Genomic DNA, 15,929 nt, shown 5'->3' on the forward strand with positions numbered 1-15,929 from the left:
CCGTGATTCACATCGCAACGAATCGCACAAAAGCCCCCGCTAGAGTCGGTACTCCGACGATTCGGTGGGTAGTTTACATTCGGTGTTTTCTGGGATATCTTATTGGGGAGGCAGATCCCCAAACTGTTGCCGATACCGAACCAACAGAGACTCCAGTTCCTCGGCGCGTTCCTCCGCCTGCTGTAGTTCCAGGGTTTTCTGGTGTAGCGCCTGCGCTAGCTCAGTTGGAATCAACAGCTTTTCCCCAGTATCTTCCCGATAAAAGCCAATCAGTTTCTCCTCCACTACCAAACGCAGTTGCAAGGGAACGCTGCGACTATCTGTAATTGGCTCATAAATATCGCCCCGGAGTCGATATCCGCGCAATTTTTCCGCTATCCACTCCCCTTTAGGATCGAATAACCAGTATTCCTGCACCTCCAGCTGCTCGTAAAGGTTTTTCTTAAAGCTTCGATCGTCATCTTGAGTGCCTTTAGATGTCATCTCAAAAATTACCACAGGCACCTGACCCTCTTCCCAAATTTTATAATTGTCTCGTCCTCCGGGAGCTACATCAAAAATGACCATTACATCGGGGGCTACTCGCAATTTGGGAAAACCTTGGGAGTAGTAAAGAAACTGGTCTGCCAAAACGGTCGCTTGACGGCCTGCTAGGTATTGTTTTAGGACTTCCAGGGCAGTTACGATCGCATAAAGGTGGTCATAAGTTTCTGCCACAGGTTCACCATCCGCGCTGGGGTAGAAAATCTCGGTTTTTTGGGCTACTGGTAAAATCGCGGTCATTCGATTTTGGATTTTAGATTTTGGATTTTGGATTGACCTCAAGGATGAATCCATCTGGCTCTAAAACTTGGATGCGATGCTTTATTTTTTATCCACGGATGAATCCGGGGGCAGGAAACCATAATTTCTTGGTCATAGTCGTTCTCGCCTGCTTTAAAATTATATGATAATTTTTTTGATGGATATTCTAGGTTAATTTTTTTCTAATGAGTTTCCTCACGAACGACTAACCTTGAATTATCTTCAGGACTTACGCAAAAACCTTGGTTTTGCCCCCCCGACCCCCCAAATCTGGGGGGAGAAGAGTCCTGTTACCCCCAAATTTGGGGGGCTAGGGGGGAGAAAAGCGTAAGTCCTAATCTTTCTACAGAATAAGGAGAATTGCACTGATGGATAGATCTGTAATCAAATTTTCTTCAGAAGACTGTGGCATTTGCCACAAGATGTCTTTTTATGACCAAAAAGTAGCCGAAGAACTGGATTTGCGATTTATTAATGTCAAAATGCAAGATACTGCTACCTACCGCAAGTATCGCAAGATTCTGTTAACCCAATATCCCGATAAAGGAGAAATGGGATGGCCGACCTACCTAATCTGCGATTCCCCAGAAGGAGAATTTAAGATTTTGGGAGAAGTTAAAGGAGGCCATCCCAAAGGAGAGTTCAGAAGTCGGCTGCAAGAAGTTTTGGATGGATGTGGGAGTTAGAAAGTGTAAGGTGCGTTATTAACGCACCCTACGCTTTCTAATCCAACACTTCAAAGGATTTAACTTCCAGGACTGGGCCAATCATGGCGAAGGTCATCACATCGTCTCGCACCTCACCTTTGATTTTGGCTTTCACGCCAGATTTGAGCAGTTCGTCGGGGGCACCTTGGTAGAGTTCGTAGGTTTCCCCTTTCTCGGTGACTATAGCCCAGGTTCCAGGCCCAAATCCTTTACGTTCGATCGTGCCGGTAACGTTTATACTCATGCGGTTTTTCGTTCTCCTTGCATTGATAACCAAGAGAGTCCGTAACACAGTAAGGCGTTGACGACTAGGAAGCCGCGCGCTAGAAGCCCTTCTCCCAGCCACATAACATTAGGCATCATCACTGCACTGACTAGCAAGCAGCTGGCGACGCCTATCCCGGAACCAATAGCGAACCACTTCCAGCTAGGATTTCCCAGCAGCAGCGCTATTAAGGCTAAGGGAATCAGTACGCTGGCAAAAATGGGGTTTAAGGCGATCGTACCTTGAACGGCGTTGCCGAGTTCGGGAATGGAACTACCCAGCACGCGGAACGGCCACTGAGGTAGATCGAAGATGTAGAACCCGCGTAGGAAAAATAACCCAGAACTGCCGAAAATTAGTCCGCTGCTGAGCGACCAACTCCAGCCAGGTAAGTAATTCCGCAAAAACCAGGCTAAGACATAGGAACCCAATACCATCGCAATTTTGGGCAGAAGTGCTACTGCACCGCCATCAAACCAAAAGCGGAGGTTGAGATAGCCGTTTTCGCGCAACCAGCGGAAGAAGTCGCGGAAGGTGACTTGTCCTTTCTGGGCAAATTTGACTGCCGCTGCTGCATCTAAGTGACCGGCACCAAAGTGGTTGAGGGGATCTTCAGTGACTACTCGTGCCGACTTGGTGAGGACGGTCTCGATTTCATCTGGATTTTCGATGCCGCTGGCTTTCACCAGTGCCGCTACTCCGGCAACGTGGGGAGAAGCCATGCTGGTACCTTCGTATTCGGCAAAGACTGGTTCGCCGGTTTGGTAGTCAATGGTTTCTTGCAGAATCTTACCAGCTTCGCTGCCACCGGGTGCTGAGATATCTACACCAGCACCAAAGTTGGAATATGGTGCTTTTTCACCAGCGGGGCCGGTTGCTGCCACGCTGATGACGTGGGGATAACGGGCTGGGTAGGAGGAAGAATTTCGGTTTTCGTTACCTGCTGCGGCGACTATAACTACGCCTTTACTGTGGGCATAGTCAACGGCTTCTTGCATGAGTTCGCTGGAACCACCGCCACCCAAGCTCATGTTAATTACATCCGCGCCGTTGTCGGCGGCAAATTTGATGGCTTCGGAAATATCGGCAACTGTGCCGCCACCGCTGCCACTCAGCACTTTCAGGGGCATGATGCTGGCTTCGTAGGCGATCCCGGCGACGCCGTAGCCGTTGTTGGTTGATTGAGCGATCGTTCCGGCAACGTGGGTGCCGTGTCCGTTGTCGTCATCGGCTTCTTCTTTGTCGTTAACGAAGTCATAGCCTTTGACAAATTTGGTATCTTTTAAGTCGGGAACGCGGCTGACGCCAGTATCAATCACTGCTACTGTCATACCGCTGCCTTTGGTTTCGTCCCATGCCGCTTCTACGTTGATGCTCCGCAGGTTCCACTGCTTGCTGTAGTCGGGGTCATTTGGGACTTCGTAGGCGTTATAGATATAGTTGGGCTCGATAGATTCTGTGGCTTTGGCTATATCTGACTTTTTCAGGGCGTTAAGTAAGTTGGCATCGCCCTTGACAATATACACATTATCCTTTAAGGAGAATTCGCTGTTTAGGAAAGGGTTAACGTGATACTGTTGTGCTAGAGCGCTAAGCTTACCAGCGATTTGCGCTGCTGGAACATCTTCCCGGAAGTCCAGCACAATAGAGTCATAGGTGCCACGGGTTGCCAAACCTTTAAAATTAAAGATCGCAAAACCCAGGCCGATTATAAACAAGCACAGAATAAAAACCTTTCTCATCTAAGACCTCACGGGAGAACGGAAACCGCGATGTTAAAACATCGCGGATGAAGTTCGAGTCGGCATTTTTAAATGCCGTCCCCGATTTGGGGAGGATAGAAAGAGGTACAGTTTCTATCCATTCCTGTTAAATAGCCGGAAGCGCCTATCCTGTACGATGTAATGTTAGCTTCGCCAATGTTTAAGGTCGGTAACTATCAAGAAAGCACTGTCTTACCCCTCGTAAAACTGTTTAACCTTCTTGTTCTAGAGCAAGGAACTAGCTACGCATCCCTTGGTAGGTTCTTCAACGCTTACCTTAAACGTAGTCCTTGCGAGACTGAGGCTGGTCAGCTATCTAAAGTTTGAGGCATGACGCCCCGTTTCTTTAGAGCGGGGTGCTGACGTCAACCTGCTAGGGATAGCGCCAGTTTAATCACCACGATAACTCAAGCTCACCCGATTAGAACATTTTGTTGCAGGATATTAAGTAAAAGGGAAAAGGGAAAATTAGGCTTTCTCTATCTGCCTTCACCAATTTACTCGTAGCGAACGCTGGGATAACGAAAAATGGAAAGAGGTCTTTTATGGCTGCCCCTGCTGGCAGCGTTTATTTGGCTAGCTTGGGCTGGCTGGAACGAATTTCAAAAAGTTCAAGCTTATCAGCGCTGGGCATCCCAGTTTGAGCGTGCTAAGTACGATATTTATGCGGTTTTGGGTCAAAATGGCAGCAATTTGACTTGGGGAAAACCTACGCGCAGCGAACCAATCAATCTGCAAACTTTTTCTCTAATAAATATAAAATATATCTATCTAATGGTAGATGACAAAGCAGTAGATTCAAAAAATCCACCTAGCCAAGGTCGTACAGTTGCTTTGGAATTTTTGTTTTCAGAGTCTGGTGCTTCTGTGCGAATTCCCTTCACAGAAATAGCCCTCGCAGCTGAGTGGGGAAAATATTTGCAGCAGGAATTGCAACGTTTGCATAATGGGGCATAGGACATAGGGACTGGGAGAATATTTTTTATCCACAATTTTCACCAAAATCCCTATTGCCTATTAACTCAAGTTGCTAGTTAGGTACGTTGTTGCGCTTTAGCGCTAAAAGAGCGCTAAAGCGCAACAACGTACCTGGTGCAAAAGCCTTAATAATATAACTAGCAACTTACGTTCTTACCTATCGCCAATTCCCGATTTTTGCAATTATTGCTAAAACGGAAACGATGGTATTTACTCTTGACCAGTCACCTTTTCAATCAATTGTTTCGCTTCTTTGATTATGCCAGTGTCCGGTTGTGTTTCTTCGTATTTCTCTAAGTTTTTTTCGTAAACCTTTTCTAAACCTTGTTCGTCAACTGCCTTCACGGCTTTTTCGTAAGCCTCTGCTCGATTTACAGCACCTTGGTTGGCGTTGTCGATGCCTTTTTCTATAGTGGGTTGGCTTTGTATGGGAGCTGCTGCTAAACTTGGCCCTGCGGTGAAAATGAATAAGGCTGAGAGGCTAATCAAACTAATCAGACTGAAAGCGAAAAGGCTCTTGCGGAATGCTTGCTTTAAGCTTGAAAAAATGCGCTGCATCTAATTTTTCTCCTGGGTTTGTTTTTACTTCAAAAATACGCACGAATACCTTTACACCCTTAAATAAAGAAGGGCAAAAAAGCTATCTCCAAGGCTGGAATTTTTAAGGCTGCGTAAGTTTGTTGTTCAAAAGTATCCTACGTGCCTAGCTACAACTTTCGCTTCTGCCCAAAGGTACATTCAAAAGGTAATGAAAATTACAAATTATTAATGCTAAGTAGGTGGGCGTAAATAAACTGAACTCCCAGAAACCGGGTTTCTTGGAGAAACCCGGTTTCTAAGCTTTGTAGGTTGGGTTGAGGCACGAAACCCAACGCACTTGTTGGGTTTGGCTTGCGCTCAACCCAACCTACCAAGAAATGGGGAAGGTATTGTCCAAAAAACCGGGTTTCTAAGTTTAAAAAGTTAACTGCCTTGCCGTGCCATCATCCTGGAAGCGCTGTTCGCCTATACCTACGAGTTCCACGATCGCTTCTCGCGCTGGCGGAGAAAATTGTCCCTGACGCGCTCCAATTTCAACTATAGCTTGTTGCCCATCTGGATAAACGCGATAAGTAGTTGTTGCCCAAGCGCCGCTTTTGTATTCAAAGCTATGACCGTCATCTTCGTAAAGCGTCCACTCACCTGTACCGGGCCAAATACGCAGCGTCAATTGGTCTAGGGGACGTTCGTCAACGTATTGCATTACTGGTGCCATTGGGATAATTGCACCAGCACGCACGTAGAGAGGCATCCGCTCCAGTGGAGCCTGTGCCAGGATATGAGTAAGCCCTTCGTAGCGATCGCCACTCCACCAGTCATACCAGGTGCCTTCGGGGAGGTATACGGCGCGACGATCGATTCCAGGTCGGTAGATGGGTGCTGCCATCAGGGATGGGCCGAGCAATACTTGGTCGTAGAGACTGTAGGTTTTGCGATCGTTGGGGAAGTGATAAAGTAAGGGACGCAAAATCGGTGCCCCTGTTGTCGCCGCTGACCAGAAGAGGGTGTAAATGTATGGCAATAATTGATATCGCAAATTGATGTATTCGCGGCAAATCTTCTCCACTCTTTCGCCAAATACCCACGGTTCGTGACGTGCCGTACTCATGGCGGAGTGACCGCGCATCAAGGGATAAAGCATCCCCACCTGCATCCAGCGGGCGAACATTTCGGCAGTAGCGTTGCCAGCAAATCCGCCAATATCACAACCCACAAATGCCACACCGGAGAGTCCCATATTGCAAAGCATGGGCAGGGACATTTCTAAATGATCCCACAAGGATTGGTTGTCGCCCATCCACACGGATGACCACCGTTGAATGCCTGCAAAACCCGATCGCGTCAGCACGAAGGATCGGTCTGTAGAACGGTGGCGTTCCAGTCCTTGAAAACAGGCTTTAGCCATTGACAAACCGTACAAATTATGAACTTCCAGATGATTTGTCAGCTCGTCGGGATGTCCTTGGGGTGCGTCGAAGGGAAACCAGATTTTATTGCCGGGATCGCCAAAAGGGCGATCGTCCAGTGCGGGTTCGTTCATATCGTTCCAGATACCCGCAATGCCAATATCGGTGAGGGTTTTCTGCCAGTCGCCCCACCACTGCTGCACATCCGATCGCAAAAAATCTGGAAATACTGCTTTATCAGGCCAAACGTAGCCGTGGAATAATTGTCCATCCGCTTTACGAACAAAATAATCCTGTTTTATGCCGTCATCAAAAACGGGATAATCTGCTTCTGGTTCGTACTTGACGCCGGGATCGATAATAGTTACTGTCTTAAAACCATCTTGTTTCAAATCGCTAATTAGTTTGGCAGGATCGGGGAAGCGCTTCGGACTCCAGGTGAAGACGCGATAACCGCGCATATAGTCGATATCGAGATGGATGACATCGCAAGGAATGCTGCGATCGCGAAATTCCCTCGCTAGTTCTCGCACTACATTTTCTGATTCATAACTCCAGCGACATTGATGATAGCCCAACGACCATTTTGGCGGTAGTGGCATTCTACCTGTTAGTTGAGTGTAGGTATCAAGAATTTGGGCTGGTTCATCGCCATAAATAATATAGTAATCGAGTTCGCCACCCCGCGTTTCCATCCTCAATACGCCCGGTTTTTCAGCACCAATATCGAATTGACTCCAAAACGTAGTGTTGAAAAAGATGCCGTAAGCAACCCCCCCTAATCCCCCCCGTTCGCGGGGGGGACTTTGATCGGGACGCAAAGCGATAAAAAATGGAATCGCTTGGTACATTTCGTCAGTAAGCGAACCGTAATCTAGCGCATCAGTTGTCCAATTAGTTTTAACTTCAGATAATTTATCGAGTAGTCCGGTGCGTTCGCCAAAGCCATAAAAATGTTCGTCTGTTTCGATGCGTTTCCAAGCAGCAACTGCACCAGTACGCCAACCCATACTTATATCGATATCGTGAGCAAACGGACGCCCATCTTTGTCGAAACATTCGATGCGGCAAGGATTGCGTTGAATGGAAACGCGCATCTTTTCTGTTTCGATTTCTATAGTTTCATCTGTTTCTTGAAATTGGAACTGTACGATATCCCATTCTTCATCATCCAGCGCTACTGCCCAAGAACGGCGCTGTATAAATTCGCCTGTTGGTGATAGACGGACGCGGATTAAGTTGGGTGCCAGCACGGTAATTTTCAGACGCCCATCGCCGCATTCGCAGCTGATACAGCGTTCGTCGTGCTGGACCGATCGCACTGCTTCAATTGTTGACCAAGGCTGATTTGTGGTGGGTAATTTTCCGAAGTATTGCGGCATAACATAAAAATGGCCTAACGCACGCAAGTCTATTTAGAAGAGTGGGGAATCGCTGTAGTGTGCCAATATATCGGCGGGGTTGTCATAAATAGCGATCGCACCCTTTAGCTGACTATCATCGCAACCGCCGCAACGTAATGCGATCGTGCCCACACCAGCTTTATTGGCAGATTCAATATCGTAGGGAGTGTCAGCAATCATCACAGCTTGACTTGGTTCGATCTTAAGTTTACTAAGTGCTGCTTCCACAATATCGGGTGCTGGTTTAGATTCTTCAGCATCGCTTGATGTTGTTGCTTCATCTAGCAAATCATCCACCTGCGCGGCTTTCAGCAAGAAGGAAAGTTCTTCAGTTGTAGCCGAAGTAGCAATAATCAGTCGTAATCCTTCTTTCTGCATCCTCAAGATAAGTTCTCTCGATCCATTAGCTGGATGTAGCGTTGGTGCAAAGCGGTTGATAATCAGTTCTTTTCGCTTTTCGGAAATAGCTTTTCCATCTCCTTCCTTATCATTAAGTCCAGGCACCATTTTCGGTATAACTTTATCGCCACCCATGCCAATCAGCGGTCGAACTTTCTCATATGGCACCTCATATCCATGAGTTGCAAATGCTTCTACCCAAGCTTGTGCGTGAGCATCATTGCTGAGGACAAGTGTGCCATCTACATCTAGAATTACTGCTTGCAATGTCATTGTTAAATCTTACGATCGTTCTCTTACCCAAATGAACTTTAAACGTCAAAAGACTTTATATCGTCTGTCTTTGGAGAGAATAATATAGTGTCCGGTTGCATCATTAGTACATGGGTGATATCGTCAAATTTTCTGTTGTCATCGTTGGTTAAATTTTTACCGCAGATGAAGAGAGATGAACGCAGATAAACGCAGATAAGAATAATCCACGATTTTTTTTAGGTAACCAATTCGTAAGGATATGATATAAGTTAATCACGGCACGGCGATAAAAGCTGTGTTTAGCAGCTTATTGCTCAGGCTCCTTGCATCGCTACTGTAGGTAAGCTGCTGATGCCTAAAAAGACTATTCCATTTCTGATGGCGGATTTTTGCCTATTTTCATTGCCTTCTTGCTTTGCTTCAACGGCTTCCACAAAGATTTGATCTGTCGGTAAGCTTCCTGGGGAGTAAGCTTACCTCCAGTTTCTAGTGCAGCTATATATGCAACTTTCTGAGCAAATTCTTGCAAATTAGCGTTAAAAGCTAGGTGTTCGGGTGTAAACGCGCCATAGTAGCGGCTCCGTGGGTATAAAAAGTTGTTTTTGCTCTCTTGGTTGAAATTTTTGTCCTCAGTTGACATTGATTTTTAATCGTAATAATCTTAGTTATACATATTCTTAACCAATTCTTAACCAAAAGTATACCCTACTGGGGGATAAACTTTGCAAAAATTAACTTGTGTTGTGGCTGTGCAGGGGCTAGAAAAGCCATTAGATATCTCCAACATAGAATGTAGAGACGTTGCATGCAACGTCTCTACGAGGGTTACAGGTAACGCACTTTAATTTCTGGAGATGTCTATTGGTCATTGGTGATTGGTGATTTTTTCTCCCACTCCCCTCTTTATCTAGCCCCTAGCCTCCCATCCCTTCTTTACTTTTGACTTTGACTTTTCTAGTCCGCGATCTCCCGCAATGCTGCATCCATAGTTAAAACCCAAGCGCCCTCTGTGGTTAGGGATTTTACAAGCTAGTCATGATTTGAAATAATTCATTAGACAAATCATAAGGAGCTTGGCGCTGTTTTTGAAATAGAACACCGGCTAATAGATAGATGTTTTGTGAATAAAAAGCCATGTTTTTTTCTCGCAGTTTGGCAATCGTATTCTTAACTTTTGGCTCAGAACTATAATAGCCAAACTCTAGAGGCGAAACTAAAAACTTGGAGATGTAATAACCTTGTTCGAGGCCATAATCAATCGTCTCTACAGGATTGGAGTAACTGGAAATCATCAGCATCACGTTTTCGTAATCTAATGACAGGAGTTGTCTGGTAATACTAGATCCGTCGTTGCCTCCACGTAACAAGGGTAGATAGATATCGTCATCTACTGAGGGTAAATATGGCGGGTTTGATACAAGATATCTGGAATCAGGTTTAGCAGAATTAAAGAAGCATGAATTATGAACTACATATTTATCATTGAGTTCGTAGGCGGTAATTTTTGAATTGGCAATATCACAAGCTGAACTGTTTAACTCATAACCATGAATTAAGCCATCAAACTGGGTTCTCAGTAATGAATTAAGGACTGGAAGGCCATCGCCAGAACCGAATTCGATCGCAACTTCATTTTCATGACAATTACTTAGAATCATCATGTCTAAGCATTGGGAGTAAAAATTAGATTCTTCTGGGCAAATAAATACCTCTTTTCCAGAAGGACTCCTCTTAGCAATTTTGGAGGTTGTATTTTGGGTGGAGGTTTTGCGAGAGCCCAAAATTGACGTGGATGTTGGATTGAAGATTGACTTGTCAAACATAGTATGGTGGTTGGTAATTGGCTAAGGGCTAGTGTTTTGAAATCAAACTTGTGGCTCATGGCAAAGCCTGCCGTAAATTTCGCTTGCAGAGCCTGTAGGGGCGAAGCATTCAGGCCATAATTTATTACTAAAAACCAAAATTTTATGTCCGAATGCTTCGCCCCAATCCACAATTGCGATCGCTCAAACTGGTAACGAAAATGTTCGGTTATGCGGGTACAATTGGTTTTTAAAGTGATGCTTCTACTTCGCGGATCGATCGCACCACAGCAGCACCAGCGCGATCGCTCATGAACTTCCCTTGGTCGTACCCCAGCACGATTTCCCAGGCTTGATCGGGGTACATATCCGCCAATGGCAAAGCCGCATCATCCAACATCCAGCGACCGTGCAGCTCGTCTACTTTAATGTGCAGATCCCAATAGGCGGTTGCATCTGCTTGAAGTCCCAATCGGTCAGCTGCGGCGCGGTAGTTTTTGAACGCCGCCGGTACGGAAAGTTCTGCGTAGAGGAGTCCGCCGATGTAGCGCAGGAAACAGAGCTTGCGCTCGGTGAGCAGGAAGCTATGATTGATGATCGCAAGAATTTCCCAAGGCACTAAATCAAAATATGCCTCTGGTTCGGTGTGCATTTGGAATTGTGCAAGCATGGTAATGAAATGGGATGAGTGCTTGCGGGCAAGGCGACCGCCGCCGTACTCTTCCACCAGCAACCGAGTCAGCACCGAATGCACCTCATTACTGACACCACCCAGAGTGCGGGACAGTTGACTTGCTTCGACTAATCCATCCAGGGAAGCGATCGCAAGCAGATGGCGATATCCTGCCTCAGTCATCTCTTCTCGTATGTAGTGACTGTCCTCTGTTAAAGGTGGATCGAGGTCGCTTTTTGCCCGCTCAATTAATGCTTGCTTGACATCAAGTTTTTGCAGCGCCTCTACGTCCAATTGAGACAACTCCCACTGCTGCCAAACTTCCTCAATTCGATCGCGTATCTTTCGCAAGTAATAAGAGCGTTCGTTGGTGTAATGACGCAAATCGTCATACCAAAAAAGCTTTAATCGGTTGATACGATAAAGTACGCGCTGTAAAAAAAGGTGTGCCGCGTTGCTAGAGCCTGATGCTCCTTCGTAAGCAACTGGGATTGCGCGTGCGATCGCTATTTCAAAATCAACAGCAATTTCAGGTTGTGCAGCTAGTTTTTTGTCTAAATCTTCCAGAGTCAACAGCGCGATGAATTGCTGCTCTGCCTCATCATATTTGAAAACTTCCGTTTTTAGCTCAGCCTTACTATTCACCTTAAACTTGGTTAGCGGCGAGCTAACTACAATGCTCTGCATCTAATCTTCCTTATTCTCGTACAACTTATTTTCGCTTATTATTTTTTTGTCTCACACTTTAACAATAACTTCGTTCTAGGCATTATTAAATCTTTCTTAAGTAGGAATAATTGCAGATATAAAATATTAAAAAGTTAGGGTGGGTAAAGCCCACCCTAATCAACTATGACTCATCGCGCCCGTGAACTTGAGCAGGGGGAGAAGTTGCTTCAACAGCCGTGAATGGTTCCAGAATTTTGTAAGTGTGAGATGCCCCTTTTGGTACTACCCAGGAACTACCTGGTTCAAGCAGAATCATCTGACCTTCCATGTGTAGTTCAGCGCGACCTTTAATCGCGTAACCGACAGTTTCATAATCGCGTCGCGTTTCAGGTTTAGCCTCACCAGGCTGTTCGTCCTCCCAAAGACGCATTGAAACAGCCTTTCCAGAGACAAGATATTTTTGTCCCATTTCACCTTTAGGCGACTGGGTAGATTCTACTTTCTTGAGGCTTGTATCAACCATATCGGTTTCCTTTATCATGGGTTATTTCTTATTCGTCATCGGTCATTTTTTATTGCATATACTTAATGACCGATAACTTGGATATCAGGATGTTGTATAGTTCTCATCTTTCCAGCAGCGCGGCAGATCCTCCCCGGAAGGAAAAAGCAATTTTTCCTTGGCATAAGAAACTGCCTGTTGTTCTTCTTGACCTTCTTGATCTCGTCCTGTTACCTCATTCTTAATAGGGTTGAACAAGTCTTCAACATCGACTATTTTGATTAAATTGCCATTGTCTTTGGTTTTGAGAAACATAAAACCTCTGTAAGTAGATCTAATTGCTTTAATTTTTCATTTTTCATGGGAAATTTGTCATCTATCAAAAGTTGTTTGTTATTGGTTTACACTCGTTTAGTTGGGCCCCTAACCAATGACTAATGACAGATGACAAATGAGCGATGACGAATTATGGCTTGAGAACCACCTTGATGCAGTTGTCTTTTTTGTGCTTGAAAATTTCGTAGCCTTTCGGCGCGTCTGACAAACTCATGCGATGGGTGATCACAAATGAGGGATCGATTTCACCCTTTTGAATGCGATCGAGCAAAGGTTTGACATATCTGTGGACATGGGTTTGTCCCATTTTGAGCGTTAAACCTTTGTTGAAAGCTGCACCCATCGGAACTTTATCCAGGAACCCACCGTAAACGCCTGGAATTGATACCTGACCGCCTTTGCGACAGGCAACAAGGACTTGCCGCAATGCAGTCGGTCGATCGGTTTCCAGACGCACGGCTTGCTTTACTTTGTCGTACAGAGCATCAGGCCCAGTGCCGTGCGCTTCCATTCCCACCGCGTCAATACAAGCGTCGGGGCCACGTCCGCCAGTCATTTCTTTGAGCGCTTCGCCAGCATCAATTTCTTCGTAATTGATGATTTCTGCCTTACATTGCTCTTTTGCCATTTGCAAGCGTTCGGGAATGCGATCGATCGCGATCACCCGTTCTGCACCTAACATATAGGCGCTTTTAATTGCAAATTGTCCCACAGGGCCGCAACCCCAAACAGCGACGATATCCCCAGGCTTAATATCGCAATTTTCTGCTGCCATATAGCCAGTGGGTAAGATATCTGTGAGGAACAAAACTTGCTCGTCTTTTAGTCCATCGGGAATTTTAAATAAGCCGACATCGGCAAAGGGAACGCGGGCGTATTCTGCTTGTCCTCCAGCGTAGCCGCCGAATAAATGGGAGTAGCCAAATAATCCCGATGGCGAATGGCCGTACATTTTTTCAGCCATCGCAGCGTTGGGGTTGGAATTGTCGCATAGCGACCATAAATCGCGGTTGCAAAAGAAGCAACTGCCGCATGAGATGGTGAAGGGAACGACAACGCGATCGCCCACCTTCACATTTTTGACTTCGCTGCCAAGTTCAACGACTTCTCCCATGAATTCGTGACCGAGAATATCGCCTTTCTCCATCGTCGGGATATAGCCATCATAAAGATGCAGATCTGATCCACAAATCGCGGTTGATGTAATTTTGATGATAGCGTCGCGGGGATTAATTAGTTTTGGATCTGGTACTGTATCGACGCGCACATCATTAGCACCATGCCAACAAACTGCTTTCATTAATTTTTTATCCTTGCATAATAAAGTAACTGGAAAGTGGAGAAAATTTTAGATTTAAAATAGAAATACATCTTCAATTTTAAATCTGCAATTCTTAAATTTCAGGACTTAGGCCAAAGCCCCCATAACCCCCCAAATCTAGGGCCACAAGAATTCGGTTCCCCCCAGATTTGGGGGGCTAGGGGGGCAAAACCTTGGTTAGTGCGTAAGTCCTGTTCATATTTCAGATTGGAGATTTAAAATTGAAAAATTAAATCTCCAATCTGAAATCTCAAATTACTTATTTCACACACCTACAGCAGGTGAAGTAGAAGGGTTGGCTGGTTTGGCAATTTCTGAACCCAACCGCGCATGGTAAAGTTGTACAAACCGTTGTTCGTAATCACATAGAGCAATTTCGATTTGGTTGAATATCTCTGTTGTAACTGGGTCGGTAAACTGGTTCCGTAGTTGGTAGGTATCAACAACAGCGGTTTGGATATCGCCCAGTGCGCGACGCAGCATCGACATTTCGTCGCTACCTTGGAGAGACGTTTTTAATTTGGCATAGGTATCAGCTGCTTGCGCGGGTAAAGAAGGTTTTTCGCCCAGTGCATTCAGCCGTTCTTCCAGCATTTGGATATGTTGCTTTTTAGTTGCGATCGTCTCTTGGAGGAGACTGCGTACTTCCCCATCAGATGACTTTTCGGCGTAATGCCCAAACGCTTCGCACGAGTAACGTTCACCCGCAAGTGCTGTGTTCAAAGCGTTGACAATATCGCCCTTAGTCGATCCACCCCAAGCAGCAGCAATTTTCCACCATTCTGCCGTAACATCATTTTCATTAGGCAAATCGACTTCTTTGCCGCCATAACCGAGACGACTCAGAATTGCTGTTGCGAAAATCGCCAAATCTCCAGGACGGCGCGATGTAATCAGGTTACCATCTGCAACCAGAGGCTCATCAATATAGTTCGCACCGGCGTTAATAATATCCTTGCGGATCGAGATAAAACAGGTCGCATTTTTGCCTTTGAGCAAATCGCCTTCAATCAAAACTTGTGGCCCGTGACAAATAGCTGCAACCAGTTTTCCTTGCGCCATTGCCTGCTGCACAAATTTTACCGTATTCGGGTTTGTACGCATCGTGTCGGGAGCAAAACCGCCAGGAATAACGACTGCATCGAACTCTTCAGGGCGTGCTTCTGTCGTCGTTGCATCCGGTTTAATGGAAAGTTTGCCTTGTTTGCCCACATAAGTGCTGTTCATGCGGGAACCAAGGACTACTACATCAAATCCCGCCATTTTTAGCGCCTTGTAAGGAACTTGAAATTCTGCGTCTTCAACACCAGTTTCTATTAAAATAGCAACTCTTTTTTTGCTGCGCTGATTATTGTCTTGTGTCATGTAATTACCTCAAATTATTTCAAATGGGCATTTAAGATTGCACATTATTTTTTTAAATCTGCAATCTTTTTACAGAGATAACCTTGAAGTTACCTCTAAAGAGGGATTTGCGCTGGCAACAAATTGTTTATCGCGCTTAACAATATCTGTTAGATATCGTCAAATCTCTTCTTTAGGTTAGGCATCGTAGCACTCCGTTATCGTCGTTCCAAAGTGATAAATCAGTTTCGCTCTAAAGGGATAGATCTGTTTCGCTCTAAAGGGATACATCGGTTTCCCTTTCAGAAACTAAACTAGAAAAGCAGAAGGAGTGATTAATTATGGCGGACAAAGCAGATATAAAAGCACCAGACGTAGATGAAGCGATGATTGCGGATTTGCCGCAGGAAATTACTGAATCCTACGGAACTGGAGTTAAGACAGAGCCGGGAGACAACATCGGTACGCGAAGACTGCGAGATGAAATGAAGCAATATACATCGACCAGCCCAGAACTTAGTGGAGGCGATGTGGATGCAGCTTGGGAACAAGCTAATACGTCTGGTGAGGAGGCGGTTGGTGGAAGTGTCCCTACCCCGGATCAAAGTATTGTTGATGAATTGGGAGCGGCTGTTGGATTGGAGATGGATGACAGGGCTTTTCTGCGTACAACAGATATTTTAGAGCAGCGCGATGACCAACGCTGGGAGTTAGATCCAACGTCTTCCGAAGATTATGAGGAACGCAAAAATTAAAAATTAA

General features: G+C 45.6%; 16 protein-coding genes. 3 read left to right on the top strand and 13 right to left on the bottom strand.

Annotated features, from left to right (window positions below; genetic code table 11):
- Window positions 1–99 precede the first annotated feature (99 nt).
- Window positions 100–783, bottom strand: coding sequence for a Uma2 family endonuclease (locus LAY41_RS30205; protein ID WP_249106182.1), 684 nt, complete (start codon window positions 781–783; stop codon window positions 100–102).
- Between the two features lie 389 nt (window positions 784–1,172).
- On the opposite strand from LAY41_RS30205, the gene LAY41_RS30210 reads away from it, so the two are divergent.
- Window positions 1,173–1,490 (top strand): thioredoxin domain-containing protein, encoded by a 318-nt coding sequence (locus LAY41_RS30210; protein WP_249106183.1) that lies wholly within the window; start codon window positions 1,173–1,175, stop codon window positions 1,488–1,490.
- A gap of 37 nt (window positions 1,491–1,527) precedes the next feature.
- On the opposite strand, the gene LAY41_RS30215 is transcribed toward LAY41_RS30210, so the two are convergent.
- Both LAY41_RS30215 and LAY41_RS30220 read right to left on the bottom strand, forming a co-directional pair.
- Entirely contained in the window at window positions 1,528–1,755 is a 228-nt protein-coding gene (locus LAY41_RS30215; RefSeq protein ID WP_249106186.1) for a hypothetical protein, read from the bottom strand.
- The gene (locus tag LAY41_RS30220; RefSeq protein WP_249106188.1) at window positions 1,752–3,518 is read right to left on the bottom strand and encodes a S8 family peptidase; all 1,767 of its coding nucleotides are present in this window, start codon (window positions 3,516–3,518) and stop codon (window positions 1,752–1,754) included. Before LAY41_RS30220 ends, LAY41_RS30215 begins: the two co-directional genes overlap by 4 nt.
- A 549-nt stretch (window positions 3,519–4,067) precedes the next feature.
- Here LAY41_RS30220 and LAY41_RS30225 point away from each other — a divergent pair.
- Window positions 4,068–4,496 (top strand): hypothetical protein, encoded by a 429-nt coding sequence (locus LAY41_RS30225; protein ID WP_249106190.1) that lies wholly within the window; start codon window positions 4,068–4,070, stop codon window positions 4,494–4,496.
- A 231-nt stretch (window positions 4,497–4,727) separates the two neighbouring features.
- On the opposite strand, the gene LAY41_RS30230 is transcribed toward LAY41_RS30225, so the two are convergent.
- From LAY41_RS30230 to LAY41_RS30275, 10 genes are all read right to left on the bottom strand, one after another.
- Window positions 4,728–5,075, bottom strand: coding sequence for a hypothetical protein (locus LAY41_RS30230; RefSeq protein ID WP_249106191.1), 348 nt, complete (start codon window positions 5,073–5,075; stop codon window positions 4,728–4,730).
- A gap of 397 nt (window positions 5,076–5,472) precedes the next feature.
- Window positions 5,473–7,845, bottom strand: coding sequence for a glycoside hydrolase family 31 protein (locus tag LAY41_RS30235; RefSeq protein WP_249106193.1), 2,373 nt, complete (start codon window positions 7,843–7,845; stop codon window positions 5,473–5,475).
- A gap of 33 nt (window positions 7,846–7,878) precedes the next feature.
- Complete coding sequence (locus LAY41_RS30240) at window positions 7,879–8,538, bottom strand: HAD family hydrolase (RefSeq protein WP_249106195.1); 660 nt, start codon at window positions 8,536–8,538, stop codon at window positions 7,879–7,881.
- A 346-nt stretch (window positions 8,539–8,884) separates the two neighbouring features.
- Window positions 8,885–9,160, bottom strand: coding sequence for a DUF7219 family protein (locus tag LAY41_RS30245; RefSeq protein ID WP_249106197.1), 276 nt, complete (start codon window positions 9,158–9,160; stop codon window positions 8,885–8,887).
- A gap of 382 nt (window positions 9,161–9,542) precedes the next feature.
- Window positions 9,543–10,343, bottom strand: coding sequence for a class I SAM-dependent methyltransferase (locus LAY41_RS30250; RefSeq protein ID WP_249106199.1), 801 nt, complete (start codon window positions 10,341–10,343; stop codon window positions 9,543–9,545).
- A gap of 229 nt (window positions 10,344–10,572) precedes the next feature.
- Window positions 10,573–11,682, bottom strand: coding sequence for an iron-containing redox enzyme family protein (locus tag LAY41_RS30255; protein WP_249106200.1), 1,110 nt, complete (start codon window positions 11,680–11,682; stop codon window positions 10,573–10,575).
- Window positions 11,683–11,845: 163 nt separating this feature from the next.
- Window positions 11,846–12,187 (bottom strand): cupin domain-containing protein, encoded by a 342-nt coding sequence (locus tag LAY41_RS30260; protein WP_249106202.1) that lies wholly within the window; start codon window positions 12,185–12,187, stop codon window positions 11,846–11,848.
- Window positions 12,188–12,271: 84 nt separating this feature from the next.
- Window positions 12,272–12,481, bottom strand: coding sequence for an acetyltransferase (locus LAY41_RS30265; protein ID WP_249106204.1), 210 nt, complete (start codon window positions 12,479–12,481; stop codon window positions 12,272–12,274).
- Between the two features lie 151 nt (window positions 12,482–12,632).
- A complete protein-coding gene (locus tag LAY41_RS30270; RefSeq protein WP_249106207.1) occupies window positions 12,633–13,802 on the bottom strand; it encodes a zinc-dependent alcohol dehydrogenase in 1,170 nt (389 codons plus the stop codon).
- A 285-nt stretch (window positions 13,803–14,087) separates the two neighbouring features.
- Window positions 14,088–15,188: a DJ-1/PfpI/YhbO family deglycase/protease gene (locus tag LAY41_RS30275; protein WP_249106209.1), complete on the bottom strand. Its 1,101-nt coding sequence runs from the start codon at window positions 15,186–15,188 to the stop codon at window positions 14,088–14,090.
- Between the two features lie 320 nt (window positions 15,189–15,508).
- Between LAY41_RS30275 and LAY41_RS30280 the strand changes: the two genes are divergently transcribed.
- Window positions 15,509–15,922: a DUF6335 family protein gene (locus tag LAY41_RS30280; RefSeq protein ID WP_249106211.1), complete on the top strand. Its 414-nt coding sequence runs from the start codon at window positions 15,509–15,511 to the stop codon at window positions 15,920–15,922.
- The last annotated feature ends 7 nt before the right edge of the window (window positions 15,923–15,929 follow it).

It is taken from the genome of Argonema galeatum A003/A1, assembly GCF_023333595.1.
In the GTDB taxonomy this organism is placed as follows: domain Bacteria; phylum Cyanobacteriota; class Cyanobacteriia; order Cyanobacteriales; family Aerosakkonemataceae; genus Argonema; species Argonema galeatum.

Bases quoted from the DNA above. Each gene is read 5' to 3' on its own strand.
- LAY41_RS30255 (WP_249106200.1), bottom strand. From the start codon at position 11,682: ATGCAGAGCATTGTAGTTAGCTCGCCGCTAACCAAGTTTAAGGTGAAT.
- LAY41_RS30270 (WP_249106207.1), bottom strand. From the start codon at position 13,802: ATGAAAGCAGTTTGTTGGCATGGTGCTAATGATGTGCGCGTCGATACA.
- LAY41_RS30235 (WP_249106193.1), bottom strand. From the start codon at position 7,845: ATGCCGCAATACTTCGGAAAATTACCCACCACAAATCAGCCTTGGTCA.
- LAY41_RS30260 (WP_249106202.1), bottom strand. From the start codon at position 12,187: ATGGTTGATACAAGCCTCAAGAAAGTAGAATCTACCCAGTCGCCTAAA.
- LAY41_RS30280 (WP_249106211.1), top strand. From the start codon at position 15,509: ATGGCGGACAAAGCAGATATAAAAGCACCAGACGTAGATGAAGCGATG.
- LAY41_RS30205 (WP_249106182.1), bottom strand. From the start codon at position 783: ATGACCGCGATTTTACCAGTAGCCCAAAAAACCGAGATTTTCTACCCC.
- LAY41_RS30245 (WP_249106197.1), bottom strand. From the start codon at position 9,160: ATGTCAACTGAGGACAAAAATTTCAACCAAGAGAGCAAAAACAACTTT.
- LAY41_RS30210 (WP_249106183.1), top strand. From the start codon at position 1,173: ATGGATAGATCTGTAATCAAATTTTCTTCAGAAGACTGTGGCATTTGC.
- LAY41_RS30230 (WP_249106191.1), bottom strand. From the start codon at position 5,075: ATGCAGCGCATTTTTTCAAGCTTAAAGCAAGCATTCCGCAAGAGCCTT.
- LAY41_RS30220 (WP_249106188.1), bottom strand. From the start codon at position 3,518: ATGAGAAAGGTTTTTATTCTGTGCTTGTTTATAATCGGCCTGGGTTTT.
- LAY41_RS30215 (WP_249106186.1), bottom strand. From the start codon at position 1,755: ATGAGTATAAACGTTACCGGCACGATCGAACGTAAAGGATTTGGGCCT.
- LAY41_RS30250 (WP_249106199.1), bottom strand. From the start codon at position 10,343: ATGTTTGACAAGTCAATCTTCAATCCAACATCCACGTCAATTTTGGGC.
- LAY41_RS30275 (WP_249106209.1), bottom strand. From the start codon at position 15,188: ATGACACAAGACAATAATCAGCGCAGCAAAAAAAGAGTTGCTATTTTA.
- LAY41_RS30265 (WP_249106204.1), bottom strand. From the start codon at position 12,481: ATGTTTCTCAAAACCAAAGACAATGGCAATTTAATCAAAATAGTCGAT.
- LAY41_RS30240 (WP_249106195.1), bottom strand. From the start codon at position 8,538: ATGACATTGCAAGCAGTAATTCTAGATGTAGATGGCACACTTGTCCTC.
- LAY41_RS30225 (WP_249106190.1), top strand. From the start codon at position 4,068: ATGGAAAGAGGTCTTTTATGGCTGCCCCTGCTGGCAGCGTTTATTTGG.